The organism is Halorubrum sp. SD41, from assembly GCF_058630335.1.
In genome coordinates this window covers 36,770-62,871 of record NZ_JBZVGZ010000002.1, presented here as the reverse complement: position 1 = coordinate 62,871, position 26,102 = coordinate 36,770, and the positions used below count along the sequence as shown (strand labels likewise).

Here is a 26,102-nt window from a genome sequence, read left to right as displayed (position 1 = left end):
GCGAAGCGAACGACCGAGGAGCACAGCGAGCGTGCGCCCGCCTCGCGGCTGGGGCTTTGGAGGTGTTCGCTGCCGATCTGTGATTGGATATTTATAAGCAAGCGGCTGGGGATTCGGCGGTGTTCACAGTCGATCCGCGGTCGATCGGTTATAAGTGAACGGCTGGGGCTTTGGAGGTGTTCGCCGCCGCTCCGGTATCAACCACTTATAAATGAGCCCCCGCGACGCCGGGAGCCTCCGATCGCTTCGTCGCCGCCTCGGTCGCCCCGCGTCCCTCACACGACACCGGCGAGGAACGTTAGGGCGTCGACCGTCGTCGCCGCGTCGTAGAGGAAGTAGACGCCGAAGCCGGCGAGGACGACCGCGGAGCCGACCGCGACGATCGGCGCGAACGTCTCGATCCGGCGCTCGGCGGCGACGAGCCCGGTCGGGAAACCCACGATCCACGCCAACACCCCGAGGAAGAACCCGCCGATGAGCGCGGGCGAGCCGGTGGCGACGACGAACGTCCCCGCCAGCTCCGGCCCGACCACCGGTAGCCGGGAGAGCACGTCGAGCTCCCCCGGTCGCAACAGCCCGACTCCGACGGTCAGCCAGAACAGCACCTGATACGGGTTCGTTAAGGCGAGCACCAGCGCCTTGCGGAACCCCTTCCCCTCCGCGGCGATCGGCTCCTCGCCCGAGGTCGGGCGGAACGACGCGCGGGCGCCGTGGGCGGCGTCGACCGCGAAGTACAACATCAAGACGCCGCCGACCGCGACCATCGCGGCCCGGAGCAGCGGGAGCGACTCCACGACCGCGACGACGCCGACGTACGCGAGGACGAAGAATATCGCGTCGGCGGTCGCCGCGCCGAGCCCGGCTCGGAAGCCGGCGAGGCGCCCGCGGAGGACGGACTCCTCGGCAATCACCGCGTTCATCGGGCCGGGCGGCGCCGCGAGCGCCAGGCCGAAGACGACGCCCGCACCGAGCGTAACGAGGGTACTCACACCGCTCGCAACGCCCGGTTTCGTGAAAAACCTCGCGACGGAGAGGCGGTCGGTAACGGCCGGTTCCGGACGGCACGCCCGAGATCGACGCATCGACGGACGGATCCGAACACTGGGGTCGGAGCCCGACCGGGACCGTGGCTCGCGGCTACGCGTCCTGAAGCTCCGCGTCGCGGAGCGCCTCGTTGAGGTCCTCGCGGACGCGCTCGCCGGTCTCGCGGTCCATCGCGGTGGTGACGATCCGGTTCTCCTGAACGCTGGAACCGTCCCGGAGGAGGAGCCGGACGTTGCCGTTCGTCCCCGCGCGCGTCGCCTTCGCGCGGAGGCCCGTCCGCGACCCCGTCCCGCCGGCGTCGATGGGGCCGGGGACGATCTTCTTGACGTGCGGGTGTTCCGCGACGGTCTGGACGGCCTTACGTCCCTTGCGGTCGCCGATGAGCGTGGAGTGCGATCCCCCGATCTTCTCGCGCGGCGGCGTCTCGACGACCGCCAGCGAACGGTCGCCACGCCGGTCGAGGACCCACCGAACGACCGGGCTCACGTCCGGCTCGCGGCCGTCGTCCGCGGGGGCGTCCCCGGTCGCCGCGCCGCGTTCGCCGCCGCGACCGCTCCCGCCCGCGCCGCCGTCGGGGACGCGGTAGAACTCGTGGTGGAGCTGCGCGCGCGTCTCGCGGAGCGGTTCGCGCTCGCCGGCGGCGTAGACGGTCTCGGGGCGCTTCCGCCGGATCTCGTCCGCGACGCGCCCCGCGAAGTTCCGCAGCTGGACTTCGCTCAGCCGCTCGCCCTCCTCCGGGCGCGTGGTGACCGTCGTCTCGCCGACGACGTCGTCCTCGCGGAGCAATGTCAGGTGCGCGCGGTCGGTCTCGAACTCGGCGACGACCGCGTCGGCGTTGGCGGTGTTGCAGGTCAGACAGTAGTCCCCGGGCTTCTCGATCGGGGTCCCACACCGCCGGCAGTTCATACCGATCGGACGGCCGTGGAAGATAAAAGGGCGTCCGTTCGGCGTGCGACCGGCCCGTCGAGGCGCGGTCGGCGTTCGCCGCACCGAGCCGGAGCGACCCCTTATTACCCTCCCCGACCTCCGTACCGGACATGGACGGAGACCGACGCCGCGACGCCGACGCCGGCTCCGAGGCGGACGTCGGTGACGCGGAACACGACGAGGATCTGGCCGACAGGTTGGAGGCGGTCGAGGACCGACTGACGGAGCTGGTCCGCGACGGCCGGTTCAACGCGATCGTCGCGTGGGCGACGATCGCGGTCCTGGCGGGGATCCTCGTCGAGAGCGCGCTGGAGTACGACCTCCTCTCGGCGGCGATCGTCGTCGGGCTCGGCGCGGTCGTGCTCGCGCCGACCGCGGCGGCGCGCGACTGGCGGGCGATGCTCCCGGCCGAACTGGTCGGCCTCGCGCTGCCGCCGGTCCTCGTGCGCGCGGTCTTCGGCGGCGAACTGGGGACGTTCGCGACGTACGTCGCCATCGCGGCGCTGGCGCTCGTGATCGCCGTCGACCTCCACATGTTCACGTCGCTGCGGCTCACGCACTGGTTCGCGGTCGCGTTCGTCGTGATGGCGACGCTGGCGACGGCGGCGGTGTGGACGGTGCTGCGCTGGAACCTCGACCGGCGCGTCGGCACCGAGTTCCTGACGACGAACGACGCGCTGATGATCGAGTGGATCTACGTCACGCTGGCTGGGCTCGCGGCCGGGCTCCTCTTCGACGGGTACTTCCGGGGGCGCGGACGCCGCCTCCGTCGCGTCATCCGGCGGGTGGTGCGGCGATGAGGCTGCTCCCGCGCCCCTCTATCCGGTCGCAGCGGCGGCTCACGGGCGCGATGCAGGTCCTCCTCGTCGCCATCGTCGCGTACGGGTTCCTCGCGGGCGAGGGGAAGGCGATAAGCAACGGGATCATCGCCTTCCTCGTCACGCTGGTCCCGGCGGCGCTCGAACGGCGGTACGACCTGCCCCTCGACCCGTGGCTCGCCCTGTGGATCACGATGGCGGTGTTCCTCCACACCGTCGGGTCCGCCGGGTTCTACGCCCGCGTCGAGTGGTGGGACCACATGACGCACGCGCTGTCGGCCTCGCTGGTCGCCGCGGTCGGGTACACGACGATCCGGGCCGTCGACCTCCACAGCGACGGGATCCGCATCCCCGCGCGGTTCGCGTTCGTCTTCATCGTCGTCGTCGTGCTCGCGTTCGGCGTGCTCTGGGAGCTGTTCGAGTTCGGGCTCGACATCGTCGCGACCGAGACGGGCATCGACATGCCGCTCGCGCAGCACGGCCTCGACGACACCGTGCTCGACCTGACGTACAACACCGCGGGCGCGGTCCTCGTCGGCCTCTTCGGACAGGCGCACCTCACCGGCGTCGCGGAGCTGGTCCGGGACCGGCTGCTCGGGAGCGCGCCCGAGTAGCGACGACGGGAGTGGGCCGGGCCAAGCCGCCCCGGTCCCTCAGTTCAGACAGGCCGCCACGACCCGCAGCGCGGCCTCGCCGCGCACCTCGTTCGCGAGGAGGGGAACTCGTTTCACGTCGCGCCCGCGGAACAGGTCGGTGGCCTCGCGGAGCGCGTTCTGTTGGACCTCCCAGCGTCGCGCGCAGAACTCGCAGGTGTCGGGGTTCGGCTCGACGACCCAGTCGGGGTCGATCCCGCTGTCCCCGCCGGTCACGTCGCCGACGCCCTCCATCACGCGGTTGACAATCAGCGTGTTCACCGGAATCCCGAACTCGTCGAGTCGGGCGACAAGCCGCTCGGACTCGACGACGCTCATCTCCTCGGGGATCATCACGACGCGGAAGTCGGTCTTCGCGGGGTCGCGCAGGACGGCCCGCAGGCGTTCGATGCGCTCGCGGAGCTCCTCCAGGTCGGCCGAGGGGTTGGGCTCGTCGTCGCCCCCGCCGAACATCCCCTTGATCCCGTCCATCATGCCGGAGAAGCGCTGGCGGAGCTTCATCACGCGGCCGAGCATCGAGTCCATGATCTCCGGCAGCTGGAGCAGCCGGAGGGTGTGGCCGGTCGGCGCGGTGTCGACGACGACGCGGTCGAACCGGGGGTCGTCGAGGTACTCCAGCAGCTGGCGCATCGCCGCGGCCTCGTCCGCGCCCGGCATCGTCCCGCCGAGCAGGCCGCCGAGCCCCTCGCCGCCCTCGCCCGCCGCCCCGGCGTCGGCGCCGCCCGCGCCGCCCATCGGCCCGTCGCCGCCCATCCCGCCCATCGCGTCGCCCATCTCCCCGAGCCCGCCGAGGGGGTCGCCGTCGGCGCCGAACATCCCCTCGTCCATCGCGGCGTCGGGGTCTATCTCGGCGGCGTAGAGGGGCACGTCCTCGCGGATGCGCGCCGGCTCGGCGGGGATGTCGGTTTCATAGGTGTCGGACAGCGAGTGCGCCGGGTCCGTGGAGACGACGAGCGTGCGGACGCCGCCCGCGGCCGAGGCGAGCCCCGTCGCGGCCGCCATCGTCGTCTTCCCGACGCCGCCCTTCCCGCCGTACAGCACGTAGTCGGGCGCGTCGACGCCCGCCGGGAGGTCGGCGAGGTCCTCGTCGACAGCGAGGGATTCGTCGTCTTCCGCCGGCTCGACGGCGGTCTCGTCTTCGGGCTCGTCGACCCGGTCGACGGGTTCGACGTCGATGTCGTCCATGGTAGCGTGTCGTTCCGGCGGGCTTGTGTACCCGTCGGTCCCGATAAGCTATCGACGTCGTTTCCGCGGCGAACTCACTCGAATAACCATTCAATTATTTATAAATAGTTGAGTACGGAGCGACGGCGAGCGCTCCCAGAGGCTCAGTCTCTCACTTATAAATAGTCGATCGCGGATCGGCAGAGAACACTGCCAAATCCCTAGCAACCAATTTATAAATGGTCGAGTACGGATCGACAGCGAACACCTCCAAAGCCCCAGTCGCGAGGGCGGCGCACGCTCGCTGCGCTCCTCGTCACTCGCTTCGCTCGTTCCTGCGGTGCTTACGTCGCCTGCGCCGCCCTCGCGACTGCCCCTTTGAGTCCCGCCCCGCACCGCACAGCAACCGCGCCTCACGCCTCCCCAGCCTCGTCGGTCGCCCTCCGCGTTGCTCCGGGCGACCGACTCCCTCGCGCGTGCTCCTCGCGGCCGCCGGGGGCGGCCGCTCGCAGGCACGCGCCGCCGCACCGCCGTTTATTTATAAAGGATTATTCGATCGCACCGTCGCGCTCGACGTCCATCCCGAGGTCGGCCATCGCGTCGAAGAAGCCGGGGAACGAGACGTCGACGTGTTCGGCGCCGCGGACGGTCGTCGTGCCCTCGACGGCGAGCGCGGCGACGGACAGCGCCATCGCGATCCGGTGGTCGGCGCGGCCGTCGACGGTGGCTCCCTTGAGATCGCTCTCCGAGCCGTGGACCGTGAGGGCGTCGGGTTCTTCCGTGGTCTCCGCGCCCATCTTTCCGAGCTCCTCGGCCATCGCCGAGACGCGGTCGGTCTCCTTGTAGCGGACGTGCTCGCAGTTCTCGATCCGCGTGTCGCCGTCCGCGACCGCGCCGAGCGCGGCGATCGTCGGGAGCAGGTCCGGCGTGTCGCCCACGTCGACGGTCACGCCGGAGAGGTCGGCACGCTCGACCGCTATCTCGCCGGCCTCGCGGTCCCAGTCGACGGGCGCGCCCATCTCTTCGACGATATCGACGATGGCGGCGTCGCCCTGTGCGCTCGGCCGCGCGCCCGCGATCCGGAGCGGCTCGTCGGGCGCGGCCGCGACCGCGCCAGCGGCGAGCAGGTACGAGATGGACGAGAAGTCGCCCGGCACGGCGTAGCTGCCGCCCGCGGGCTCGTAGGTCTGCCCGCCCGGGACCGAGAAACCCGCGGCGCCCGCGGCGCCGTCGAGGGAATCGCCGGCCTCGTCTATCGGCGTCGCCTCGACGCCGAAGTCGGCGAGCAGTTCGAGCGTGATGTCGACGTACGGCGCCGACTTGAGCTCGGTCGTGAGCTCGACCTCGACCCCCTCGTCGGTGACCGCGCCGGCCATCAGCAGCGCGGTGACGTACTGCGAGGAGACGTCGCCAGGGATGGCGACCGCGCCGCCTTCGAGCGGGCCGGTAACGACGAGCGGCGCCTGTCCGTTGCCGCGGGTCGACTCCGCGCGCACGCCGAGGTCGGCGAGCGCGTCGAGGAGCGGGCCCTGCGGCCGCGATCGGAGAGAGCCGTCGCCGGTGAGGACGGTCGTGCCGTCCGCGAGCGCGGCCGCGGCGGTGACGAGCCGCATCGTCGTCCCCGAGTTCGCGCAGTCGATCACGTCGTCGGGCACTTCGGGGCGGCCGTCGAACCCCTCGACCGCGAGCGCGTCGGCGTCGCTCGGGATCTCGGCCGCGCCGTCGCCGCCGCGCTCGCTCCCGGCCGGCGCGACCGACCCGCCGAACGCGGTCACCGCGCGGGCGGTCGCCCGCGTGTCGGCGGAGACCAGCGGCGACTCGACGGTCGCGCCGTCGCTGTAGCCGGCCGCGAGCAGCGCGCGGTGAGTGTAGCTCTTCGACGGCGGCGCGCGGGCGGTGCCTCGGAGCTCCGAGCGCGTGACGTGAACGTCCATACCCCACTCTGCCGGCCGGGGCGACAAGTCGGTACCGACCGCGGCACGATTGCGGCCGGGACGGCTCAGCGGGCGACGCGTCCCGGACCCCCACCGCGGCGCCGCGGCACACCCTTTATACCATCGGGAGCGCTAGCGTCGCGTATGCCCCAGTGTGAGATGTGCGGCGCCGAGGAGGCCTCGCTGACGACGACGAAGGTCGAAGGCGCCGAACTGGAGCTCTGTAGCTCGTGTACGGACTTCGGCACCGAGGTCCGCGACGAGTCGACGAGCTCCGGCGGCGGCAAGTACTCCACCAGCTCCAGCACCGGGAAGTCGTCCTCGTCGTCCGGCTCGTCCGGCTCGTCGAGCGGGTCCGGGAGCTCCGGCGGGTCGACCCGCCCCCGCGACATGTTCGACGACATGGACGAGATCGCCACCGACTACGACGAGCGGATCCGCGAGGCGCGGGAGTCGCGTGGCGTGAGCCAGGAGGAGCTGGCCGACCAGCTCAACGAGAAGGCGAGTCTCATCCGGAAGCTCGAACGCAGCGACACGCTCCCGACCGACGAGGTCCAGCGCAAGCTCGAACGCGCGCTCGACATCTCCTTAGTCGAGGGGCAGTCGTCCGACGACGCCGACTGGGAGACGAACGACGCGGGCACGATGACGCTCGGCGACGTCGTCAAGCGGAAGGATTAGCCACCGGGCCGTCGCCCGCGCTCTCTTTCCGACGTACCGCCGAGTTCCGACGAGCGGATCGGCGGACGTTCGCGGCGGTCACGCCGTCGCGCCGCCCTCGTCCGTCTGCTCCGACCCCCCGTACCGCTCGGTGAGGTAGTCGATGATGTAGTCGACCGTCTCGGGGTCGTAGCTCCAGAACCCGTAGAACTCGCCGGGCGCGCGCTCCTCGGCGAGCAGCGCGCACTTCGCGTCCTCGTAGCCGCCGCCGTCGTACGCGACGAACCACGTCTCGCGGATCTCTGCGGTCTCGCCGACGTGGACCGTGTAGTGTTCGACGTCGGGCGCCTCCCCCTCGTCGGCGGCGTACGCGTGGACGTCGAGCCGCTCCTTCTCGCCGAGCAGGTCGTAGGTGTCCGCCTCGCCGGTGAGCACGTCGAGCGTCTGGAACCCCGCGTGGAGCGCCCCGTCGCCGACCCGCCAGGCGCGGTCCTCGATCTCCCGCGACGCGGCGACCATGTCCTCGCGCGAGTAGGAGGTGAACATCGTCTCGTCGAGGTGGTCCAACACCGGCCGCCCGACGCGGTCCCCGCCTCCGCCCGCGACTCCCGGAGCGTCGCCCCCGCCCCTCGTGTCCTCCGATCCGTCCCCGCCGGGCCGCGACAACAGGTCGTCGACGGTCGCGGCCGTGACGAACTCTCCGTCCCGCGCCAGCACGGCGAACTCCTCTGGCCCGGAGGCGGTCTGGTCGTCGACGATCCGGACGTTGCGGTCGGCGAAGTGCTCCCGGAGTTCGTCCGTCACCGCCGGGTCGGCGTTGAACACGGTTAGCGTGGCCTCGTGCGCCTCCACGCCAGCGATGAGCTCGATGAGGGACATCCCTTGCCCGGACCCACAGCATCGGGGTATAAGGTCGTTTCTGCTCTCGGGACCGAGAAGGACCCTCCGGAACCGGTACCGGGGGACGTGCCGAGCGAGCGCGAAGCACGAACCTATTTGCGCCGCGCCACCCGAGTGGGCGTATGTTCATCCTGGTGAACCTCAAGGCGTACCCGTGCGACCCGATCGAGGTAGCGACCGCGGCCCGCGACGTCGCCGAGGCGTCCGGCGCGCGGATCGCCGTCTCGCCGCAGGCGGCCGACGTCGCCCGCGTCGCAGACACCGGCGTCGAGACGTGGGCCCAGCACGTCTCGCCGAACGCGCACGGCTCGCACACCGGCTCAACCTTGGCCGAGGCCGTCGCCGACAACGGCGCCGAGGGCACGCTGATCAACCACTCGGAGAACCGGCTGAAGCTCGCCGACGTCGACGGCTCCGTGCGCGCCGCCGAGCGCGCGAACCTGGAGACGATCGTCTGCGCGAACAACCCCGCGCAGGTCGGCGCCGCCGCCGCGCTCGGCCCCGACGCGGTCGCCGTCGAGCCTCCCGAACTCATCGGCGGTGACATCTCCGTCGCGACCGCGGACCCGGGGATCGTCGAGGACGCGGTCGCGGCCGCCGAGGCCGTCGACCCCGCGGTCGACGTGTTCTGCGGCGCCGGCGTCTCGACCGGCGAGGACGTGTCGACCGCCGGCGAACTCGGCGCCGCCGGCGTCCTGCTGGCCTCCGGCGTCGCGAAGGCGGACGACCCCGAGGCCGTGCTCGAGGACCTCGTGAGCGGGATCTGAATCTGCTGTCCGGGGCCTCAGCGACACGACTTCGGCGAAGTACGTCCGCGCCCGCACTCCAGAACCCTCCGCGACCGATTCCGAGGGGCGCTGCGTTTGCGGATCTGTATAAAGACACCGATGTGAGCGACTCACACGATCGAGAAATCGCACGACAGCGGCGGGTTCTCTCGTTCCGGCGAATGGCAGCATCTAGTAACCTTTAACCGAAACAAGCCGCTACCTATGAGCAAGATGGCGAGCAACAAGATTCTCGGTATCGACCTCGGTACCACCAACTCCGCGTTCGCGGTGATGGAGGGCGACGAGCCCGAGATCATCGCCAACGCCGAGGGCGACCGAACCACTCCGTCGGTCGTCGCCTTCGCCGACGACGGCGAGCGCCTCGTCGGCAAGCCGGCGAAGAACCAGGCCGTCCAGAACCCCGACCGCACGATCCAGTCGATCAAGCGGCACATGGGCGAGGACGGCTACACCGTCGAGATCGGCGACGAGGAGTACACGCCGGAGCAGGTCTCGGCGATGATCCTCCAGAAGATCAAACGCGACGCCGAGGAGTACCTCGGCGACGACGTCGAGAAGGCGGTGATCACCGTCCCCGCGTACTTCAACGACAAGCAGCGGCAGGCGACCAAAGACGCCGGCGAGATCGCCGGCTTCGAGGTCGAACGCATCGTCAACGAGCCGACCGCGGCCTCCATGGCGTACGGCCTGGACGACGAGTCCGACCAGACGGTCCTTGTGTACGACCTCGGGGGCGGGACGTTCGACGTGTCGGTCCTCGACCTGGGCGGCGGCGTCTACGAGGTCGTCGCCACGAACGGGGACAACGACCTCGGCGGCGACGACTGGGACGAGGCGCTCATCGACCACCTCGCCGACGAGTTCCAGAACGACCATGGGATCGACCTCCGCGACGACCGGCAGGCGCTCCAGCGGCTGAAGGACGCCGCCGAGGAGGCGAAGATCGAGCTGTCGAACAAGAAGGAGACCACGGTCAACCTCCCCTTCGTCACCGCGACCGACAGCGGGCCGGTCCACCTCGAACAGTCAGTCACCCGCGCGACGTTCGAGAACCTCACGTCGGACCTCATCGAGCGCACCGTCGAGCCGACGGAGCAGGCGCTCTCCGACGCCGACTACTCGAAGTCCGACATCGACGAGGTCATCCTCGTCGGCGGCTCCACCCGGATGCCGCAGGTCCAAGAGCAGGTCGAGGAGCTCGTCGGGCAGGAGCCGAAGAAGAACGTCAACCCCGACGAGGCGGTCGCGCTCGGCGCGGCGGTCCAGGGCGGCGTGCTCTCCGGCGACGTCGACGACATCGTGCTGCTGGACGTCACCCCGCTCTCGCTGGGGATCGAGGTGAAGGGCGGCCTCTTCGAGCGGCTCATCGAGAAGAACACCACGATCCCCACAGAGGAGTCGAAGGTGTTCACCACGGCCGCGGACAACCAGACCTCCGTCAACGTCCGCGTCTTCCAGGGCGAACGCGAGATCGCCGAGGAGAACGAGCTGCTCGGCGCGTTCCAGCTCTCCGGCATCCCGCCGGCGCCCGCCGGAACCCCGCAGATCGAGGTCTCGTTCAACATCGACGAGAACGGCATCGTCAACGTCGAGGCCGAAGACCAGGGCTCGGGCAACGCCGAGTCGATCACCATCGAGGGGGGCGTCGGCCTCTCCGACGAGGAGATCGACCAGATGCAGGAGGAAGCCGAGAAACACAAGGAGGAGGACGAGGCCCGCCGCGAGCGGATCGAGGCCCGCAACGAGGCCGAGACGACGATCCAGCGCGCCGAGACCCTGCTCGAGGAGAACGAGGAAGAGCTCGACGACGACGAGCTCGTCGCCGACATCGAGGCGGCCATCGAGGACGTCGAGGACGTGCTCGAAGACGAGGACGCCGACACCGACGAGATCGAGTCCGCCACCGAGGCGCTCACCGAGGAGCTCCAAGAGATCGGCAAGCAGATGTACGAGGGCCAGGCCGCGCAGGCCGGTCCGGGCGGCGCCGGCGGCGCCGGTCCCGGCGGTATGGGCGGCATGGGCGGTGCCGGCGGTCCGGGCGGCGCGGCGGGCCCCGGCGGTGCCGGTCCCGGCGCCGACGCGGACGACGAGGAGTACGTCGACGCCGACTTCGAGGACGTGGACGACGACGACGAGGAGTAACCCTCGCCGACCCGGCCTTCGACGCCTCGACCCCGCCGCTTAAATCGACCCGTCGATCAACACCACTCAACGAACGCAACGCATGAGCGAAGATTTCTACGACGTCCTCGGCGTGTCGCGGGACGCCAGCGAGGAGGAGATACAGAAGGCGTACCGCAAGCAGGCCGCGAAACACCACCCCGACGTCAGCGACGACGAGAACGCCGAGGAGCGGTTCAAGAAGATCCAGAAGGCCAAGGAGGTTCTCACCGACGAGCAGAAGCGCCAGCAGTACGACCAGATGGGCCACGACCGGTTCACCGAGGCCGACAAGCGCGGTGCGACCGGCGGTGGCGGCGGCCCCGGCGGCCCCGGCGGCCCCGGCGGCCCCTTCGGGGGCGCGGGCGGCGCGGGCGGCGCGGGAGGGTTCGAGGACATCTTCAACCAGTTCTTCGGCGGCGGTGGCGGTCGCGGCGGCGGCGGTGGCGGCGGCAACCGGCCGCGCCAGGGCCGCGACCTCAAGACGGGGCTGACGATCGATCTCGAAGCGGCGTTCGAGGGCGCGACCAAGGAGGTCACGCTCACGCGGCCGACCACCTGCGCCACCTGCGACGGCGCGGGGCATCCCCCGGACGCGGACGTGGAGACGTGCCCGCAGTGTAACGGTCGCGGACAGGTCCAGCAGGTCCAGCAGACGCCGCTCGGGCGCGTCCAGCAGACGTCGACGTGCCCTCGCTGCGAGGGCGAGGGAGAGCTGTACAGCGAGGACTGCGCCGACTGCGGCGGCGACGGCGTCGTCCGCGAGGAGGCGACGCTCTCCGTCGAGATCCCGGCCGGCATCCGTTCGGGGCAGAGCCTCCGGATGGAGCGCGAGGGCGCGCCCGGCGAGAACGGCGGCCCGAAGGGCGACCTGCTCATCGAGGTCGACGTCGACACCGGCGACCGGTTCGAGCGCGACGGCGACGACCTCCGCGTCAACGAGGCGGTCTCCTTCCCGCAGGCGGTCTTCGGCGACACCGTCGAGGTGGAGACGGTCGACGGCAGCGTCGAGATGGACGTCCCCGCCGGCACCCAGAGCGGCGAGACGTTCCGGCTTCAGGGGAAGGGGATGCCGCGGCTCCGTCGCCGCGGCCGCGGCGACCTCTACGTCCAGGTCGGGGTCGTCGTTCCCGAGTCGCTCAACGAGGAACAGCGCGAGGCGCTGGAGGCGTTCGCCGAGGCCGGCGGCGAGGACATCGACGTCGGCGGCGGCTTCTTCGAGAAGCTGAAGAGCTCCTTCTGAGCGGGTGCGTTTCCGGTCCGGAACTCGGAGCAGCCTCGACTTCCGCTGCCCGTAGCTTTTCCGTCTTCCGGGTCCATCACCGACGCATGGGCTACGACACGACGGCCTACGACGACGTCGAACCGCGCGCGCCCGGCATGTACTTCCTCCGTGACGCGCTCGACTGCGAGCACCTCGGCGTGACCGTCGTCGAGGCCGACGACGGCTGGGAGGGGATGGAACACGATCACGCCGACGGCGACCACGAGGAGGTGTACGTGCTGCTCGGCGGCGAGGCGACGCTCACCGTCGACGGGGATGCCCTCGACCTCGATCCCGGTGACGCGGTCCGCGTCGACCCCGGATCCACCCGCGACCTCACCTTCTCGGCCGACGGCTCGAAGATGGTCATCGCCGGCGCACCCTGACGCCGGCTCGATGATAGTCATCGCCGGCGCACCCTGACGCCGGTCGCGACTCGGCCCGGTGCGGTCGGGGACGCTTCTCGTCGACGCCGCAGCGTTAAGGCTCACGCGCCCCGAGAACAGCGTATGGAACTCGTCGGGGACCTGCTCGCGCGCGACCGGCGCACCCGCGATACGGCGCTCGTCACGGCGGACGGTCGAGAGCGGACCCACCACGACCTGATCACGAACGGCTACAAGGCGGCGAACGTGCTCCGGTACCTCGGCGTCCGCAGGGGCGCGACGGTCGCCGTCGACCCGACGCCGGGCTTTCACACGACGCTCGCGTTCCTCGGCGCGGCCGCCGTCGGCGCGCCGGTCCGGTTCGACCCGGCGGCGGGAATCGAGGCCGGCGACCGGGTCGTGATCGCGCCGGTCGCGACCGCCGCTGCCCTCGATCCGGCGCCGGGCACGAACCTCGCCGCGTTCGGCGGGCCGCCGGAGCGGCCCGAGACCACGCACTGGGAGCAGGAGCTGTGGAGCGAGAACCCCGGGATGCCGCCGAGCGACGTGGAACCGGACGACGCCGCGATCGTCGGGGCCGGTCGGACGGTCAGCCACCGCGACCTGTGTTCGATCGCCGCGGCCGCCTTCGAGGCCGGCGCGATGGACGAGGAGACGCGGGTCGTCCTCCGCCGCCCCTTCTCCGACTCGCCGGCGCTCGCGGCCGGGCTCGTCGCACCGCTCTCGGTCGGTGCGACGGCAGTGCTCGCGCCGCCGAGCGGCGACGGCGAGTCGGCCGACGACCCACGCGGGGACGTGGCGGCGGCTCCGGCGGGCGTCGACGTCCCCGAACCGCGCCGGGTCGATCCGGCGTCGATCGGGTCGGCGGCCGAGTAAACTCCGGTCCGGATCGCGCCCGGATCAGTCGTCCGCTGGGTTCGGCTCCGCGGGCGTCCGCTCCTCGTGGAGGAGGCAGGCGGACTCGTGGTCGGCCGTGTGGGCCGTGCGTTCGGGCACGGTCTCGGCGCACGGTGTCGTGATCGCGTCCGACAGAATGCTTCCCGCCCGCTCCTCGTCGCCATCGATGAGCAGGTCGAGCGCCTCCGAGAGCGTCCGTTCGAGTTCGGGGTCGTCGACCGTCTCGCCGATGTCGAACTCCCGCCGGATCTCCGTCTGTATCTCGGCGTCCGTCGGCTCGGTCCCGCTGGCGGCGACGTTCTCGCGAACCCCTTCGACGTCGATCTCGCCGGTGTTGACCTTATCGCGGAAGTTCAACAGGCCGCGCCAGTCTTCCTGGTCGATGTCGACGCCGTCCGGCTGGATCACCTTGTGACACCGCGTGTGGAACCGGCAGCCGCTCGGCGGGTTCGTCGGGCTGGGGACGGTCCCCTTCAGTTCGATGCCGCCGACGCTCGCGCGCGGGTCCGGCGTCGGAATCGACGACAGCAGCGCCTCCGTGTACGGGTGTTGCGGGTTGGTGAATATCTCCTCGACCGGCCCGACCTCGACGATCTCGCCGAGGTACATCACGGCCACGCGGTCGCAGATCTGGCGGATGACGGACATGTCGTGACTGATGAACAGCAGCGACAGCCCGAACTCGTCTTGGAGGTCGTTGATCAGCGAGAGGATCTCCGCCTGGATGGAGACGTCGAGGGCGCTCACCGGCTCGTCGGCGATGATGAGGTCCGGGTTCAACACGAGCGCCCGGGCGAGCGCGATCCGCTGTTTCTGCCCGCCGGAGAACTCGTGGGGGTACCGGTCGAAGTCGCTGGCCGAGAGCCCCACGCGTTCGAGCAGGTCCTCGACGATCGCGCGGCGCCGGTGGCGGTCGCTCATCCCGTGGACCTTGAGCAGTTCGCCGACCGCGTTCCCCACCGACACCCGCGGGTCGAAGCTCGAAGACGGGTCCTGGAAGATCATCTGGGCGCCCCGTCGGAACTCCATCATCTCGTCGTCGTCGAACTTCGTCACGTCGTTGGGGTGAGTGCCGTCGGGGTTGCGCGTCGCGCCCTCGCGACCGTTCCCGTTGAAAATGACCTCGCCCGAGGTCGGCTCCTCGAGGTGGATGACGGAGCTCGCCGCGGTGGACTTCCCGCAGCCGGACTCGCCGACGAGTCCCAGCGTCTCGCCCTCCGCGATGTCGAAGCTGATCCCGTCGACGGCGCGCGCGGCGCCGACCTTCCGGTTGAAGATCCCCTTCCGGATCGGGTAGTGCTTCTTCAGGTCGCGGACCGAAAGCAACGGCTCAGTCATCGGCGGGACCCACCTCGCTGTCGCCGTCGGCCGCGCCGGGCTCGTCGCCGGGCCCGAGCCCCTCGCTTCTGACGATCGAGGGGTTGCCGCCCGGCCCGTAGTGGACACAGGAGACGTGTTGGTCGGGTGCGACCTCGATCTCCTCCGGCTGATCGCCGGTGCGACACGCCTCTTCTGCGTACTCGCAACGAGGCGCGAACCGGCAGCCGTCCGGCGGGTTGTGCGGGTCCGGAAGCGTTCCCGGTATCCCGCCCCCGCTCCCGCCGAACTCCGGGAGGCACTCCAACAGCTGTTGGGTGTACGGGTGCGCGGGGTGGTCGAAGATGTCGAGGACGCCGCCTCGCTCCATCACCTTGCCGGCGTACATCACGACGATCCGGTCGGCGATCTCCGCGACGACGCCGAGGTCGTGCGTGACGAACAGGATTCCCATCTCGAACTCCTCTTGGAGGTCGTTGAGGAGCTTCAGGATCTGCGCTTGAACCGTCACGTCGAGCGCCGTCGTGGGCTCGTCGGCGATGAGCAGGTCGGGGTCGCCGACGAGCGCCATCGCGATCATCACGCGCTGCTTCTGGCCGCCGGAGAACTCGTGCGGGTAGTCGTCGAACCGCGAACTCGCGTTCGCGATCCCGACGCGGTCCATGAGGTCGACCGCCTTCGCGCGGGCCTCCTCGTCGGAGACGTCCTGGTGAATCTGGAGCGCCTCGGTGATCTGCCACCCGACGGTGTAGCAGTGGTTCATCGCCTCCTGCGGGTTCTGGAAGATGTGCGCGATCTCGTTGCCGCGGATCTCCCGGAGCTCCGACTCGGGGAGCGACAGCAGGTCGCGCCCCTTGTACCGGACCGTCCCCTCGATCTCACCCGGCGGCGTGTTGATGATCCCGGTGATCGACTCCGTCGCGACCGTCTTCCCGGAGCCCGACTCGCCGACGATACAGACGGTCTCGCCGGTGTCGACATTGAAGTCGATCCCGTCGACCGCGGTGAGCGTTCCGTTGTCGGTACTGAACGTCGTCGTGAGGTCTTCGACCTCGAGTAGTCGTTGGTTTCCGGACATTATGCGTTCTCCGCCTCAGCTTCGGGGTTCAACGCGTCCAACAGCGCGTCACCGAGGAAGTTGAACGCGAGGATAGTTAGGAACAGCACGATACCGGGCGCTAACACGATCCACGGTGCGAACGAGAGGTCGCTCCGGCCGGCGGCGATGAGCTGTCCCCAGGAGGGAACCGTCGAGTCACCGACCCCGAGGAACGCGAGCTGCGCCTCCGCGAGCAGGAAACCGGGGATGAGCAGCGTGAGATTGGTGATGATGCTGCTCGCCGCGTTGGGCACGACGTGTCCCCGGATCACCTGATACGTGCTCGCGCCGCTGATGCGGCTCGCCTTGATGAACTCCTCTTCGGAGATGGACAGCGACTTGCTCCGGATGTACCGGGCGGTGCCGCCCCAGGCGAACAGCGAGAACACCACGATGAACATGCCCAGTCCCGCGCCGTAGATGTACAGGATGAGCAGGAACATCAGGAACGTCGGGAACGAGAGGATGATGTCGACGAACCGCATCATGATCTCGTCCACCCACCCGCCGGCGTACGCGCTCAGCGTGCCGAACGAGATGCCGATGGTGGCGACGATGGTCGTCGTGATGAACCCGATCTGCATGCTGATCGTCATCCCGTAGACGATCATCGTGAACACGTCTTTTCCGCCCCCCGTGGTTCCGAGCGGGTGTTGCCAGGTGCCGAAACACCGGCCGTTCATCGTCTCTCCGACGCAGGTCGCCGGCGTCGTGTCCACGACGGACGTGAACACCGGCGGCTGGTAGGCGATGAGCAGGTCCTGTTGTGGCGCGTTCAGGATCAGCGGCCCGACGAGCCCGCCGACGAACACGATCCCGAGCCAGCCGAGGCTCACGATCGCCGGCCGGTTGCGCTTGAACTCCTTCCAGTAGTACCGCGTCATCCGCGGGTTCTGGTACAGCGGTAAGACGAGGTACCAGAACGCCAGGAACAGCGTGAAGATGAAGAAGAAGTCGATCGTCTCAAGGGTCCTGTCGAGACCGATAAACTCGAACGTCGGGGTCCGCTGACCGAGGAACCGCCAGTCGTACACGCCGAGCAGCGCGAGCGGGATCGTCGTCAGCAGCATCCCGAGCGAGTTGACGGACAGGTCGAACCGCCCCGACCGCGAGAGCTCGTTCCAGTCGACTTGATCGAATCGTTCGGATTTCTCAGTTGCCATTGTTCTCCGTTGTGTTACCTGTCATCGTAGCTGATCCGCGGGTCGAGCACGGTGAACACGAGGTCTTCGATGAGGTTCCCGATGACGGCGACGAACGTGAAGAACAGCGTCGTCCCCAACACGAGGTTCGTGTCCTGCTGGATCAGCGCGTTGTACGTCAACCGTCCGAGCCCGGGGATACCGAACACGACCTCGACGAGCAGCGACGCGCCGAGGAACAGCGCGAGGAGCTGTCCGACGAGCGTCGTCGAGAGCGGGACCAGCGTCGGCCGCATGACGTGGTAGGCGTACGCACGGAACGGTGAGACTCCCTTCGCCTTCGCCGTCTTCATGAAGTCGGCGTTCTGGAACTCCGCGGACTCGTTCCGGGAGACACGCATGACGGCGCCGATCGATCCGGTGACCAACACGAACACCGGCAACGCCAACTGTATCGCGTTCTGGACGCTGAACACCGGAACCTCAGTCTTGTAGATGATCGGTATCCACTCCAGCCACACCCCGAAGATCAGTAGCAGGATGATCCCGAAGAAGAAGTTCGGGATGGCGTAGCCGAAGAAGGCGAACCCGGTCGCCGCGTGGTCCTTCCAGCTGTACATGTTCGCGGCGGAGTAGACGCCGACGAGCGGCCCCAAGATGACCGTGAGGATCGTCCAGGGGATCGAGTACTGCGCGGTGTAGTACAGCGCGTTCGTGACCGCCTCGGTCACGGGCATACTGGTGCTCACCGACCAGCCCCAGTCGAGCGTGTAGACGCTCCGGATGTAATCGAAGTACCGGACGTGAAGCGGCTCGTTGAGTCCGCGCAGCTCGCGGACCCGCTCGGCGGCCTCGGCCGGGTCGCCGCCTTGGAGCGCCGCCTGCGTCGCTGCCCGCCGGACGGCCGGGTTCGGGGCGGCCGAGAGCAGCAGAAACGTGACCGTGACGATAATGAGCGATACCACTGCCGCCCAGAGGACCCGAGCGCTAACGTATCTTCCAAATCCCATGTGATTTCTAAACTGGTGAGGTGAAAACGGGGCGGTTCGGGCTTACTCGTCCGTCGACGGGTAGAACTGGGACCAGCGCGGCTGCCACGTGAAGTGCGTCGAGGCGAGCCCGCGGTAGACGCCTTGGATGAGGTCCTGCTTGCTGATCGCCGCCGCCAACGCCTGACGGAACGGGACCAGCTGGAAGAGGTTGCCCGGACCGGCGTTCCAGCCGTTCGCGCGCTGGTTCACGGAGAGGATCGTGTTGTACGGCGTCGGGACCTGGAGGACGTCGACGCTCTCGTTCTCTTGGTACGACTCGTACTGCTCCGGCGGGATCGCCGCCGAGTCGGCCTCGCCGGTCTCGAGCGCACCGAGGCGGGACGCCTGCTCTCGAACGACGCTGATCGAGGCGGACTCGAAGTACGGTCCCTCCGAGAACAGGTCGGGCCCCTCGTCGATGTCGCGGAGGTAGTACTCGTCGTTACGGGTGTACTCCGTTCCGGAGCCGCGGTTCCACGACGTGAGCTCGAACGCGCCGAGGTTCCCGGCGAACTGGAGTTCGAGCAGCTCCTCGTCCTGCTCGAGACCCTGGACGTCCTCCTCCTCGACGTACGGCTGGAGGAGGTCCTTCGGGATCGGGTACAGGAGCGGGTCGTACGTCTTGGGCCACAGGATGTTCGGGGACTCGAGCGTCGCCTCGAACTGGAACTCGCCCGTCTGCTCGACGGTGACGCCGTCCCAGCTGCTCGACGCCGCGGTGGGCGCCCAGTCGGCCTGGTGGAGCTCTTGGACGAGGTAGACGAAGTCCTCGGCGGTGACCTGTCCGTACGGCTCGCTGAACTGGAGATTCTCCCGCACGTCGAACGTCCACACCTCGCCGTCCTCGGTGGACATGTCGTACAGCAGCGGGAAGACCTCTTGGTTCTCGTCGAAGGTGTACCCCTGATCGAGCGCGCGGCCGATCGCGATGCCGGCGCCGTTCTCGGTGTTGAACAGCGGGTTCAGGGTGGTGAACCGCGACGCGCTGACCGTGTCGTAGGAACCGCTGACCTCCGGCTCGCCCTCGTACCACGCGGGCAGGTTCCAGCCGTTCGAGAAGTTCTCGATCGGCCCTTCGAGGTCGGGGTTGTAGCCGACGAGGTCGTCGCCGAACAGCAGGGTGATGTACGGCTGCTCGTAGGCGATGTTCTCGAAGATCTCGACGAACGCCTGCTGGAGCTCTTCCACGCTCGACGCCTGCTGCGCCTGGTCGAACAGCTCCTTTGCGTCGAACTGCGGGTAGTAGCCGACCGGGTTGTAGAACGCGGTGGCACCGTCGAAGAACGCCGAGTTCGTGAGCGGGTTGAGCGGGTAGGTGTTCAGCCCGAAGACGACGGACATGTCCCACGGCTCGTTGCTCGTGACGGACTGCGGGCCGGGGTTCGTCGGCGTCGGGTTCTCCCACGTGACCTCCTCGCCGTTGACCGTGTCGGTCCCGCCCTGGGGCTCGGCGGTCCAGTACTCGTTGTTGAACCGCGTGCCGTCGATGGCCTCGACGACGACGTTAATTCCGAGGTTCTCGCCGAGTTCCTGGGCGATGAAGTTCGCCGTCAGCTGCGAGGTCTCCGCCCCCGCGCTGTGGTATATGTTGATTTCGACCTGGTCTCCGTCGGGGTTGACCATCGTGTCCCCGTCGAAGCTGTAGTCGTACTCGGACTGCTCGAAGGCGCGCTCCGCAAGCGTTCGGGCGACTTCCGACCCGTAGAGGTCGTCGACACCGAACCGGGGGAAGTCGGGGACCTCGAGGCTCTCGCCGTCGCCGCCGTCCATGCCGTCGCCGCCGTCGGAGCCGTCGGAGCCGTCGCCGCCGTCCGAACCGTCGCCGCCGTTTCCGGAACAGCCAGCGAGCGTTACTGCGCCGGCGAGACCGAGCGCGGAGAGCCATTGTCGCCGATCGATATGCCGGGAATCATCACGATTCTCAATGTTTCGCCGTGGCATACCATGTAGTACGAGTGCGTGTATAAAAAACTTCAGACTTTGGGACAGTTGTCGGGGACGATCATCTTACATCCGTTTTGATAATTGGCGCATCCAACGGGGAAAATCGGACCACAGTCGCATATTTCATCGCGTATCGGAGAGTTCGACGCCGTCGGAGTCGCAAAATTTGACTCGATTAGGCAATCTCGCGTCGTACGCGAGTAGCCGACGCTTACCGGGATGATTTCCGAAGTTGGCGGTGCGGTGCCGTCCGTCCCTCGCCCGTCGCGGGAGTGTCCCTCAGTCGCCGCGGCCGTCTCGGCCGGTGCCGTCGTCGGGCTCGGAGCCGGGAGTCCGCGTCGTGCGACTCGCCTCGGCGTTCCCGTCGGTCGCGACCGCCGGACCGTCGCCGTCAGCGACCGACGACCCCTCGACCGTGTCGCCGTCGATCGCGCGCTCGTACCGCGCGATCTGTTCGCGATGGAGCGAGTGGATCATGTCGGCGAGCACGCCGAACACGAGCAGCTGGATCCCGAGGATCGTCGCGCCGACCGCGCCGACGGCGATGATCTGGTGGCTGATGCCGAACGCCAAGTACCGGTAGAGCACGAATCCTCCCATCCCGAGCCCCGCCGCGGTCGCGGCCGCGCCGGCGCTCCCGAAGTAGAACAGCGGGTTGTTCGTCTTCGCCTTCCGGTACAGCTCCAGGAAGATCACGCCGCCGTCCCGGATCGGGTGGAGGTTCGTCGCGGAGCCGCCGGGTCGCTCCCGGTACGTGATCGGGACCACGGCGACCGAGACGCGGTTCTTCACGCACTCGACGGCCATCTCCGTCTCGATCCCGAACCCGTCCGCGGTGAGGTGGAGCCGCAGGAACGACTCGCGGGTGAACGCGCGGTACCCCGAGAGGATGTCGCGGTAGCCCTCGCGGTGGATCGCCCGGAACGCGAGGTTGATCAGGCGGTTCCCGATCCGGTTCAGCCGCGTCATCGCGCCCGGGCGCATGTCCGCGAACCGGTTCCCGATGACGTGGTCGGCCTCGCCGTCCAAGAGCGGGTCGAGCATCGCCGCGGCGTCGTCGGCGTCGTACGTGGCGTCGGCGTCCGCCATCAGCACGTACGGGGCCTCGACGTGGTCCCGGACGGCCTCCCTGACCGCCTGCCCCTTCCCGCGGCCCGACTGCTCGACGACGCGCGCGCCGGCCTCGCGGGCGATCGACCGCGTCTCGTCGGTCGAGCCGCCGTCGATCACCAAGACCTCCTCGAACCCGGCGTCGCGGAAGTCCGTGACGACGCGTGCGACCGTCTCGGCCTCGTTCATCGTCGGCAACAGGACGCAGACGTCGTCGTGGTCGCTCATCAGGCGAGCGATCACGGGGGAGTCGGTAAACTCTGTCCCTCCCGGTCGCCGGCCGACGCTGCGGCCACCCACACGCTCATGTATGTGAGCATTGATCGTGGTCGTATGTCCCAACCACCGGACGAGCGCGCCGACGAACTACTGAGCGCGGCCCGCACGGCGACGGGCGACGAGCTGCGGAGCCTCACGTACTTCACGGAGGAGGACGTCGAGCAGCTGTACCTCCGCAGCGATCTGAGCCGGACCGCCGACCTGGTCGGTTTCGCCGAGAACGAGCGACAGGGGTTCCACGCGCAGTCGATGTACGCCAACACGCAGCTCGGCGACTACCAGTTTACGGTCCGCGTGTTCGAGAACGGCTACCTCACGCGGGTGATCGCTAACGACCACGGCGTCTGGGTGACGACCGACTCGATGGAGATGGACCGCTTCGAGGAGCTGGCGAGCGCGCTCGCGTCCATCCTCCGGTTGTTCGATCCCGCCTGACCACTGGGAGTTATTTAAAAGGGCTCTTCACCCGAGATGGCTCTCGAACTCGCCGACCAGCTCGTCGGCGTCGACGGGCTTGGTCACGTACCCGTCGGCGCCCGCCTTCACCGCCTCCATCATCTTCTCCTGCTGGTCGACGCTCGTACACATCACGATCACCGCGTCGGGCCAGCGCTCCTTGATCGCCGCGGTCGCCTCGATCCCGGTCATCTCCGGCATCACGACGTCCATCGACACCGCGTCCGGCTCGTACGCTTCGAAGAGCTCGACCGCCTCTGCGCCGTGTTCCGCCTCGTCGACGACCTCGAACCGGCCTTCCAGCGCGTCCCGGACGACGGTCCGCTGGAACGAGGAGTCGTCGACGACGAGCACCCGCTCGGTCATACGCGTTCTCCCCGCCAGACCGACATAAGCGCGCGGATCGCTCGGCACGATACGGGCTGGGACACGCGGGCCGGCGCGGGGGACGAACTCGGCGGCGGTATGTGACGCCCTCGCAACCGCTATCCCTTGTATATTCGATGAAGCATATAATGAACATGGGAACAACGTTAAGGTGTATCCCGCGATACGGTCGCGTATGGAAACGCGGAAGGTCCAGCGGTTGGGGCCGTCGACGCTGGCGATGACCCTCCCGGCCGAGTGGGCACAGGAACACGGCGTGAACAAAGGCGACGAGGTGTCGCTGCGGATGGGCGGCAAGGGGACGCTCACGGTGCTCCCCGAGTCGGTGAGCACCGAGGAGTCGGAGGCGGTGATCAACGCGGACGGGCTCGACGCGCGCTCGCTCGAACGCGCGATCGTCGCGCAGTACGTGCTGGGGCGGCGCGTGATCCACGTCCGCAGCGAGGGGACGCTCGACAGCGAGCACATCAACGCGGTGTACAAAGCCGAGACCCAGCTGATGGGGCTCGGCGTCATCGAGGAGACCCCGGAGGACATCTCGATCCGCTGTTCGGTCGACCCGGAGGACTTCACCCTCGACAACCTGCTCGAACGGCTGGAGAACACGGGCTCGACGATGCGCGGCGAGGGCGTGAAGGCGCTCGCGCACGGCAACCCCGACCTCGCGCAGCGCGCGCTCAACCGCGAGCGGCAGGCGAACAAGATCTTCGTCCTCCTGCTCCGGCTCATCTTCACGGCGTATCAGAACCCGAACCTCGCTCGCGCAGTGGGTCTCGAGGAGGGGTTCCCCCTGATCGGCTACCGCTCCGTCGCGAAGAACCTCGAACTCACCGCGGACAACGCGGAGGACATCGCCGAGATCGTGATGGAGGCCGACGGACACACCCTCGACGTCGACAGCGCGACGATGCGGCAGATCCGCGAGTTCACCGACCAGGTGGACGAGCTGACCGCGCTCGCGGTGCGGGCCGTCGTCGAGCGCGACTACGACCTCACCGTCGAGTGCCGCGACCTGTTCTCCCGCTTGGAGGACCGCGAACAGGAGATCCTCGCCGAGCTGCCGGACGACCTGGACAACGAGACGCTGCTGATGACCCGCGAGGTGCTGGTCAGCCTCCAGCACACCGCGGAGTACGCCATGCGGAACGCGGAGATCGCGGCGAACCTCGCGCTCAACGAGGCGTCCGACCACGTCGAGATAATCTGACCGCGGCGCGTCGCCCGCGACACGGGCCGTCGCGCGGGTTCCTCCCCGGCCCGTGTCGCGCGGTTCGCATGAACTAAGTGGCCCCCCGCGAAGCGGTTCGTATGAGCGAGGGTTCCATCGAATCGGACAAGGAGGTCGGCGTCGCGCTCGCGCTCGGCGCCATCGCGGTCGTCGGCGCCGTGGTGATGCTAGCGTACCCGGGACAGCTCGGGAAGGCGTGGGGATTCGCGGGCGCGTTCGTCTTCGCGACGCTCGCCGTCGGCGCGGCCCAACTGTTCGACTGAGCGACCGATCCACGGCGCGGACCGGTCGCCCGGTCCGAACAACGAGAAACCGTTAAGAACGTCAGACGCGTATAGCTGATAATGAGCGAGTACACCGAGGAGGAACAGCGGATCCTCGCGTACCTCACGGACAGCGTTACCCGTGGCGAGCGGTACGTTCGCTCGAAGACGATCGCCGACGCGATCGGACTCACCGCGAAGCAGGTGGGCTCGCGGCTCCCCAGACTCGCCGAGAAGTCGGACGACGTCGACATCGAGAAGTGGGGCCGCGCCAAGTCGACCACCTGGCGCGTGACGCCGGACGGCTGAGAGGGGAGGGTCGCGGTCGCGTCCCGACGCGCTCGCCGGCTCCGTCGACGCGTTCCCCGAATCCGACTCCGTCGACGCGCATTTTTAACCCCCGTCGCCCCAAACGGGATCGTATGACCGTTCGAGTCTCCCGGACGTTCGAGTTCGACGCGCCGCCGGCCGACGTGTGGGCGTTCATCTCGGACGCGGAGCAGCGCGCGGGCGCCATCAGCGTGGTGGACTCCTTCGAGGTTCACGACGACCGGAACGCGACCTGGCACGTCGCGCTCCCGATACCGATGATCCGCTCGACGATCGACGTCGAGACGGAGGAGGTCGAGCGCGACCCCCCGAACCGAGTGAAGTTCGTCGGGAAGTCGCGGGCGTTCCGCGTCACCGGCGAACACGAGATCACGGAGACCGACGACGGCGGCTGCCGGCTCGCCAACGAGTTCGTCGTCGACGGGAGCCTCCCCGGCGTCGAGTCCTTCTTCAAGCGCAACTTCGACGCCGAGCTGGACAACTTAGAGGACGCGCTCCGCGCCTCGCTCGCCTCGCCGGCATGAAACTCGCCGGCGTCCAGCTGGCGGTCGAGGGCGGCGACGTCGAGGGGAACGTCGAGCGGGCGCTCGACCGCATCCGGGCGGCCGCCGACGAGGGCGCCGACCTCGTCGTCCTGCCCGAGCTGTTCGACGTCGGCTACTTCGCGTTCGACGCGTACGGCCGCGCCGCGGAGAGTATCGCCGGCGACCGGCTCGCCCGGTTCGCGGCGGCGGCCGACGAGGAGGACGTGGCGGTGCTGGCCGGCACGGTCGTCGAGGACCTGTCGGCGTCGGCCGCGGACGGCCTCGACGTGCCGGCGGAGTCCGGGCTCGCCAACGCCGCGGTGCTGTTCGACGCCGACGGCGAGCGCCGGCTCGTCTACCGGAAGCGCCACCTGTTCGGGTACGGCTCCGAGGAGACGGACCGGATGGTGCCCGGCGAGCGGACGCCGGTGGTCGACCTCGGGGGCGTCACCGTCGGGGTAACGACCTGCTACGACCTCCGATTTCCGGAGCAGTTCCGCGCGATGGTCGACGCGGGCGTCGAGTGCGTGCTGGTGCCGAGCGCGTGGCCGTACCCGCGGATCGAACACTGGCGGACCCTCGGCCGCGCGCGCGCCATCGAGAACCTGACGTACGTCGCCGCCGTCAACGGGAGCGGCCGGTTCGGCGACGACGCGCTCTGCGGCCGGAGCGCGGTGTACGACCCGTGGGGCACCGCGCTCGCGTCTGTCGGCGACGAACCGGGCGTCGTCACCGCGACCGTCGATCCCGAGCGGGTCGCGACGGTCCGCGAGGAGTTCCCCGCGCTCCGCGACCGCCGGTGAGCGCGGCCGCGGGCGCCCGCCGATCGAGGTCAAGCCGCGGGCGCCCGCGGTTCGAGGTCGGGCCTCGGGCGGCTGGGTCTCGCGCGGCCGGATCTTACACATTTATACGCGTGAGGACCATACCGTCTCTTGCCGAAGACCGACGCTTTTCTCGTTGGGATTCGGCGTTAATCGATCCGCGCGCCCGTCCCGACCACTGGGCGGCGTCGCCGACGACAGCCCGGGGGTCCGCTGTCCGGCCGCCGCCCGTCCGCCTCCCACCGCTTCGCCTTTCGCCCGCCTCCCCTTCCCACTTCCACCCTTTCCCACTTCCACCGACGCCCAGCTTCGTCCTCGTTTCGTCCGGTTGCGTTCCCTTCACACCCCGAGTATCTCTCCTGATAACTCGGCCGGTAGGTTCTTACGTCGCTCGCAGGAGGAGGTAAACGCCGCGGACGAATCCGGTCGGCCCCATCCCGTTCCGGGCGGGCCGGTCGGCCACTCGCTTCCACCGTCCGTCGTCCGTCGGCTTGGGTTCGGGTCCACCCGCTCCCACACCGAGCCCGAACCCCTTTCGGTACGTGCCTCGCTTCATTCGGTACGTGCCTCGCT

26 protein-coding genes are annotated in these 26,102 nt (G+C 69.0%); 14 read left to right on the top strand and 12 right to left on the bottom strand.

Annotation, left to right across the window (positions count from 1 at the left end; all coding sequences use genetic code 11):
* Positions 1–275: 275 nt before the first annotated feature.
* Both AC4NMM_RS01060 and AC4NMM_RS01055 read right to left on the bottom strand, forming a co-directional pair.
* Positions 276–989, bottom strand: a complete 714-nt coding sequence (locus AC4NMM_RS01060; protein WP_096393569.1) for a LysE family translocator — start codon at positions 987–989, stop codon at positions 276–278.
* Positions 990–1,137: 148 nt separating this feature from the next.
* A complete protein-coding gene (locus tag AC4NMM_RS01055) occupies positions 1,138–1,950 on the bottom strand; it encodes a DUF2103 domain-containing protein (RefSeq protein ID WP_096393570.1) in 813 nt (270 codons plus the stop codon).
* Between the two features lie 131 nt (positions 1,951–2,081).
* Between AC4NMM_RS01055 and AC4NMM_RS01050 the strand changes: the two genes are divergently transcribed.
* Together AC4NMM_RS01050 and AC4NMM_RS01045 are read left to right on the top strand one after the other, a co-directional pair.
* Positions 2,082–2,771 (top strand): hypothetical protein, encoded by a 690-nt coding sequence (locus tag AC4NMM_RS01050; protein WP_491923315.1) that lies wholly within the window; start codon positions 2,082–2,084, stop codon positions 2,769–2,771.
* Positions 2,768–3,403, top strand: coding sequence for a DUF2238 domain-containing protein (locus AC4NMM_RS01045; protein ID WP_491923314.1), 636 nt, complete (start codon positions 2,768–2,770; stop codon positions 3,401–3,403). Before AC4NMM_RS01050 ends, AC4NMM_RS01045 begins: the two co-directional genes overlap by 4 nt.
* 39 nt (positions 3,404–3,442) lie before the next feature.
* Here the strand turns inward: AC4NMM_RS01045 and AC4NMM_RS01040 are convergent, their stop codons facing one another.
* The gene (locus tag AC4NMM_RS01040; protein ID WP_491923313.1) at positions 3,443–4,627 is read right to left on the bottom strand and encodes an ArsA family ATPase; all 1,185 of its coding nucleotides are present in this window, start codon (positions 4,625–4,627) and stop codon (positions 3,443–3,445) included.
* A gap of 527 nt (positions 4,628–5,154) precedes the next feature.
* Positions 5,155–6,540, bottom strand: a complete 1,386-nt coding sequence (gene aroA, locus AC4NMM_RS01035) for a 3-phosphoshikimate 1-carboxyvinyltransferase (RefSeq protein WP_491923312.1) — start codon at positions 6,538–6,540, stop codon at positions 5,155–5,157.
* Positions 6,541–6,684: 144 nt separating this feature from the next.
* Between aroA and AC4NMM_RS01030 the strand changes: the two genes are divergently transcribed.
* Positions 6,685–7,221 (top strand): multiprotein bridging factor aMBF1, encoded by a 537-nt coding sequence (locus tag AC4NMM_RS01030; protein WP_096393575.1) that lies wholly within the window; start codon positions 6,685–6,687, stop codon positions 7,219–7,221.
* Positions 7,222–7,299: 78 nt separating this feature from the next.
* Here the strand turns inward: AC4NMM_RS01030 and AC4NMM_RS01025 are convergent, their stop codons facing one another.
* The gene (locus AC4NMM_RS01025; protein WP_096393576.1) at positions 7,300–8,079 is read right to left on the bottom strand and encodes a DICT sensory domain-containing protein; all 780 of its coding nucleotides are present in this window, start codon (positions 8,077–8,079) and stop codon (positions 7,300–7,302) included.
* 143 nt (positions 8,080–8,222) lie between these two features.
* Here AC4NMM_RS01025 and tpiA point away from each other — a divergent pair, with 143 nt between their 5' ends.
* The 5 genes from tpiA (at position 8,223) to AC4NMM_RS01000 (ending at position 13,577) form a co-directional block, all read left to right on the top strand.
* Positions 8,223–8,867, top strand: coding sequence for a triose-phosphate isomerase (gene tpiA / locus AC4NMM_RS01020; RefSeq protein WP_096393577.1), 645 nt, complete (start codon positions 8,223–8,225; stop codon positions 8,865–8,867).
* 234 nt (positions 8,868–9,101) lie between these two features.
* Complete coding sequence (dnaK, locus tag AC4NMM_RS01015; protein WP_172863928.1) at positions 9,102–11,033, top strand: molecular chaperone DnaK; 1,932 nt, start codon at positions 9,102–9,104, stop codon at positions 11,031–11,033.
* A gap of 82 nt (positions 11,034–11,115) precedes the next feature.
* A complete protein-coding gene (dnaJ, locus tag AC4NMM_RS01010; RefSeq protein ID WP_491923311.1) occupies positions 11,116–12,294 on the top strand; it encodes a molecular chaperone DnaJ in 1,179 nt (392 codons plus the stop codon).
* Positions 12,295–12,380: 86 nt separating this feature from the next.
* Positions 12,381–12,701 (top strand): cupin domain-containing protein, encoded by a 321-nt coding sequence (locus AC4NMM_RS01005; RefSeq protein ID WP_096393580.1) that lies wholly within the window; start codon positions 12,381–12,383, stop codon positions 12,699–12,701.
* 123 nt (positions 12,702–12,824) lie between these two features.
* Positions 12,825–13,577, top strand: coding sequence for a hypothetical protein (locus tag AC4NMM_RS01000; protein ID WP_491923310.1), 753 nt, complete (start codon positions 12,825–12,827; stop codon positions 13,575–13,577).
* 24 nt (positions 13,578–13,601) lie between these two features.
* Here AC4NMM_RS01000 and AC4NMM_RS00995 read toward each other — a convergent pair whose 3' ends face one another.
* From AC4NMM_RS00995 to aglJ, 6 genes are all read right to left on the bottom strand, one after another.
* Positions 13,602–14,936, bottom strand: coding sequence for an ABC transporter ATP-binding protein (locus tag AC4NMM_RS00995; protein ID WP_096393582.1), 1,335 nt, complete (start codon positions 14,934–14,936; stop codon positions 13,602–13,604).
* On the bottom strand, positions 14,929–15,993 hold the full coding sequence (locus AC4NMM_RS00990) for an ABC transporter ATP-binding protein (protein ID WP_096393583.1): 1,065 nt from the start codon (positions 15,991–15,993) through the stop codon (positions 14,929–14,931). Before AC4NMM_RS00990 ends, AC4NMM_RS00995 begins: the two co-directional genes overlap by 8 nt.
* The gene (locus tag AC4NMM_RS00985) at positions 15,993–17,177 is read right to left on the bottom strand and encodes an ABC transporter permease (protein WP_096393584.1); all 1,185 of its coding nucleotides are present in this window, start codon (positions 17,175–17,177) and stop codon (positions 15,993–15,995) included. Before AC4NMM_RS00985 ends, AC4NMM_RS00990 begins: the two co-directional genes overlap by 1 nt.
* Before the next feature lie 14 nt (positions 17,178–17,191).
* On the bottom strand, positions 17,192–18,166 hold the full coding sequence (locus AC4NMM_RS00980) for an ABC transporter permease (RefSeq protein ID WP_096393585.1): 975 nt from the start codon (positions 18,164–18,166) through the stop codon (positions 17,192–17,194).
* Positions 18,167–18,208: 42 nt separating this feature from the next.
* The gene (locus tag AC4NMM_RS00975; RefSeq protein WP_491923309.1) at positions 18,209–20,128 is read right to left on the bottom strand and encodes an ABC transporter substrate-binding protein; all 1,920 of its coding nucleotides are present in this window, start codon (positions 20,126–20,128) and stop codon (positions 18,209–18,211) included.
* A gap of 282 nt (positions 20,129–20,410) precedes the next feature.
* Positions 20,411–21,469 carry an S-layer glycoprotein N-glycosyltransferase AglJ gene (gene aglJ / locus AC4NMM_RS00970; RefSeq protein ID WP_096393587.1) on the bottom strand — a complete coding sequence of 353 codons (1,059 nt, stop codon included), beginning with the start codon at positions 21,467–21,469 and terminating at the stop codon, positions 20,411–20,413.
* Between the two features lie 105 nt (positions 21,470–21,574).
* On the opposite strand from aglJ, the gene AC4NMM_RS00965 reads away from it, so the two are divergent.
* Positions 21,575–21,955, top strand: a complete 381-nt coding sequence (locus tag AC4NMM_RS00965) for a DUF7522 family protein (protein WP_096393588.1) — start codon at positions 21,575–21,577, stop codon at positions 21,953–21,955.
* 27 nt (positions 21,956–21,982) lie between these two features.
* On the opposite strand, the gene AC4NMM_RS00960 is transcribed toward AC4NMM_RS00965, so the two are convergent.
* A complete protein-coding gene (locus AC4NMM_RS00960; protein WP_096393589.1) occupies positions 21,983–22,342 on the bottom strand; it encodes a response regulator in 360 nt (119 codons plus the stop codon).
* 196 nt (positions 22,343–22,538) lie between these two features.
* Here AC4NMM_RS00960 and AC4NMM_RS00955 point away from each other — a divergent pair, with 196 nt between their 5' ends.
* From AC4NMM_RS00955 to AC4NMM_RS00935, 5 genes are all read left to right on the top strand, one after another.
* Complete coding sequence (locus tag AC4NMM_RS00955; RefSeq protein ID WP_017342631.1) at positions 22,539–23,570, top strand: phosphate signaling complex PhoU family protein; 1,032 nt, start codon at positions 22,539–22,541, stop codon at positions 23,568–23,570.
* Between the two features lie 101 nt (positions 23,571–23,671).
* Positions 23,672–23,854, top strand: a complete 183-nt coding sequence (locus AC4NMM_RS00950) for a DUF7525 family protein (protein ID WP_096393590.1) — start codon at positions 23,672–23,674, stop codon at positions 23,852–23,854.
* Positions 23,855–23,935: 81 nt separating this feature from the next.
* Positions 23,936–24,163, top strand: coding sequence for a DUF7123 family protein (locus AC4NMM_RS00945; protein WP_004598402.1), 228 nt, complete (start codon positions 23,936–23,938; stop codon positions 24,161–24,163).
* A gap of 113 nt (positions 24,164–24,276) precedes the next feature.
* A complete protein-coding gene (locus tag AC4NMM_RS00940; protein WP_096393591.1) occupies positions 24,277–24,708 on the top strand; it encodes an SRPBCC family protein in 432 nt (143 codons plus the stop codon).
* Positions 24,705–25,511 (top strand): carbon-nitrogen family hydrolase, encoded by an 807-nt coding sequence (locus AC4NMM_RS00935; RefSeq protein ID WP_491923308.1) that lies wholly within the window; start codon positions 24,705–24,707, stop codon positions 25,509–25,511. The genes AC4NMM_RS00940 and AC4NMM_RS00935 overlap by 4 nt, the downstream gene beginning before the upstream one ends.
* Positions 25,512–26,102: the final 591 nt, after the last annotated feature.

Coding starts and splice junctions, on each gene's coding strand:
- AC4NMM_RS01055 (WP_096393570.1), bottom strand. CDS start 1,950: ATGAACTGCCGGCGGTGTGGGACCCCGATCGAGAAGCCCGGGGACTAC.
- AC4NMM_RS01050 (WP_491923315.1), top strand. CDS start 2,082: ATGGACGGAGACCGACGCCGCGACGCCGACGCCGGCTCCGAGGCGGAC.
- AC4NMM_RS01045 (WP_491923314.1), top strand. CDS start 2,768: ATGAGGCTGCTCCCGCGCCCCTCTATCCGGTCGCAGCGGCGGCTCACG.
- AC4NMM_RS01040 (WP_491923313.1), bottom strand. CDS start 4,627: ATGGACGACATCGACGTCGAACCCGTCGACCGGGTCGACGAGCCCGAA.
- aroA (WP_491923312.1), bottom strand. CDS start 6,540: ATGGACGTTCACGTCACGCGCTCGGAGCTCCGAGGCACCGCCCGCGCG.
- AC4NMM_RS01030 (WP_096393575.1), top strand. CDS start 6,685: ATGCCCCAGTGTGAGATGTGCGGCGCCGAGGAGGCCTCGCTGACGACG.
- AC4NMM_RS01025 (WP_096393576.1), bottom strand. CDS start 8,079: ATGTCCCTCATCGAGCTCATCGCTGGCGTGGAGGCGCACGAGGCCACG.
- tpiA (WP_096393577.1), top strand. CDS start 8,223: ATGTTCATCCTGGTGAACCTCAAGGCGTACCCGTGCGACCCGATCGAG.
- dnaK (WP_172863928.1), top strand. CDS start 9,102: ATGGCGAGCAACAAGATTCTCGGTATCGACCTCGGTACCACCAACTCC.
- dnaJ (WP_491923311.1), top strand. CDS start 11,116: ATGAGCGAAGATTTCTACGACGTCCTCGGCGTGTCGCGGGACGCCAGC.
- AC4NMM_RS01005 (WP_096393580.1), top strand. CDS start 12,381: ATGGGCTACGACACGACGGCCTACGACGACGTCGAACCGCGCGCGCCC.
- AC4NMM_RS01000 (WP_491923310.1), top strand. CDS start 12,825: ATGGAACTCGTCGGGGACCTGCTCGCGCGCGACCGGCGCACCCGCGAT.
- AC4NMM_RS00995 (WP_096393582.1), bottom strand. CDS start 14,936: ATGACTGAGCCGTTGCTTTCGGTCCGCGACCTGAAGAAGCACTACCCG.
- AC4NMM_RS00990 (WP_096393583.1), bottom strand. CDS start 15,993: ATGTCCGGAAACCAACGACTACTCGAGGTCGAAGACCTCACGACGACG.
- AC4NMM_RS00985 (WP_096393584.1), bottom strand. CDS start 17,177: ATGGCAACTGAGAAATCCGAACGATTCGATCAAGTCGACTGGAACGAG.
- AC4NMM_RS00980 (WP_096393585.1), bottom strand. CDS start 18,166: ATGGGATTTGGAAGATACGTTAGCGCTCGGGTCCTCTGGGCGGCAGTG.
- AC4NMM_RS00975 (WP_491923309.1), bottom strand. CDS start 20,128: ATGCCACGGCGAAACATTGAGAATCGTGATGATTCCCGGCATATCGAT.
- aglJ (WP_096393587.1), bottom strand. CDS start 21,469: ATGAGCGACCACGACGACGTCTGCGTCCTGTTGCCGACGATGAACGAG.
- AC4NMM_RS00965 (WP_096393588.1), top strand. CDS start 21,575: ATGTCCCAACCACCGGACGAGCGCGCCGACGAACTACTGAGCGCGGCC.
- AC4NMM_RS00960 (WP_096393589.1), bottom strand. CDS start 22,342: ATGACCGAGCGGGTGCTCGTCGTCGACGACTCCTCGTTCCAGCGGACC.
- AC4NMM_RS00955 (WP_017342631.1), top strand. CDS start 22,539: ATGGAAACGCGGAAGGTCCAGCGGTTGGGGCCGTCGACGCTGGCGATG.
- AC4NMM_RS00950 (WP_096393590.1), top strand. CDS start 23,672: ATGAGCGAGGGTTCCATCGAATCGGACAAGGAGGTCGGCGTCGCGCTC.
- AC4NMM_RS00945 (WP_004598402.1), top strand. CDS start 23,936: ATGAGCGAGTACACCGAGGAGGAACAGCGGATCCTCGCGTACCTCACG.
- AC4NMM_RS00940 (WP_096393591.1), top strand. CDS start 24,277: ATGACCGTTCGAGTCTCCCGGACGTTCGAGTTCGACGCGCCGCCGGCC.
- AC4NMM_RS00935 (WP_491923308.1), top strand. CDS start 24,705: ATGAAACTCGCCGGCGTCCAGCTGGCGGTCGAGGGCGGCGACGTCGAG.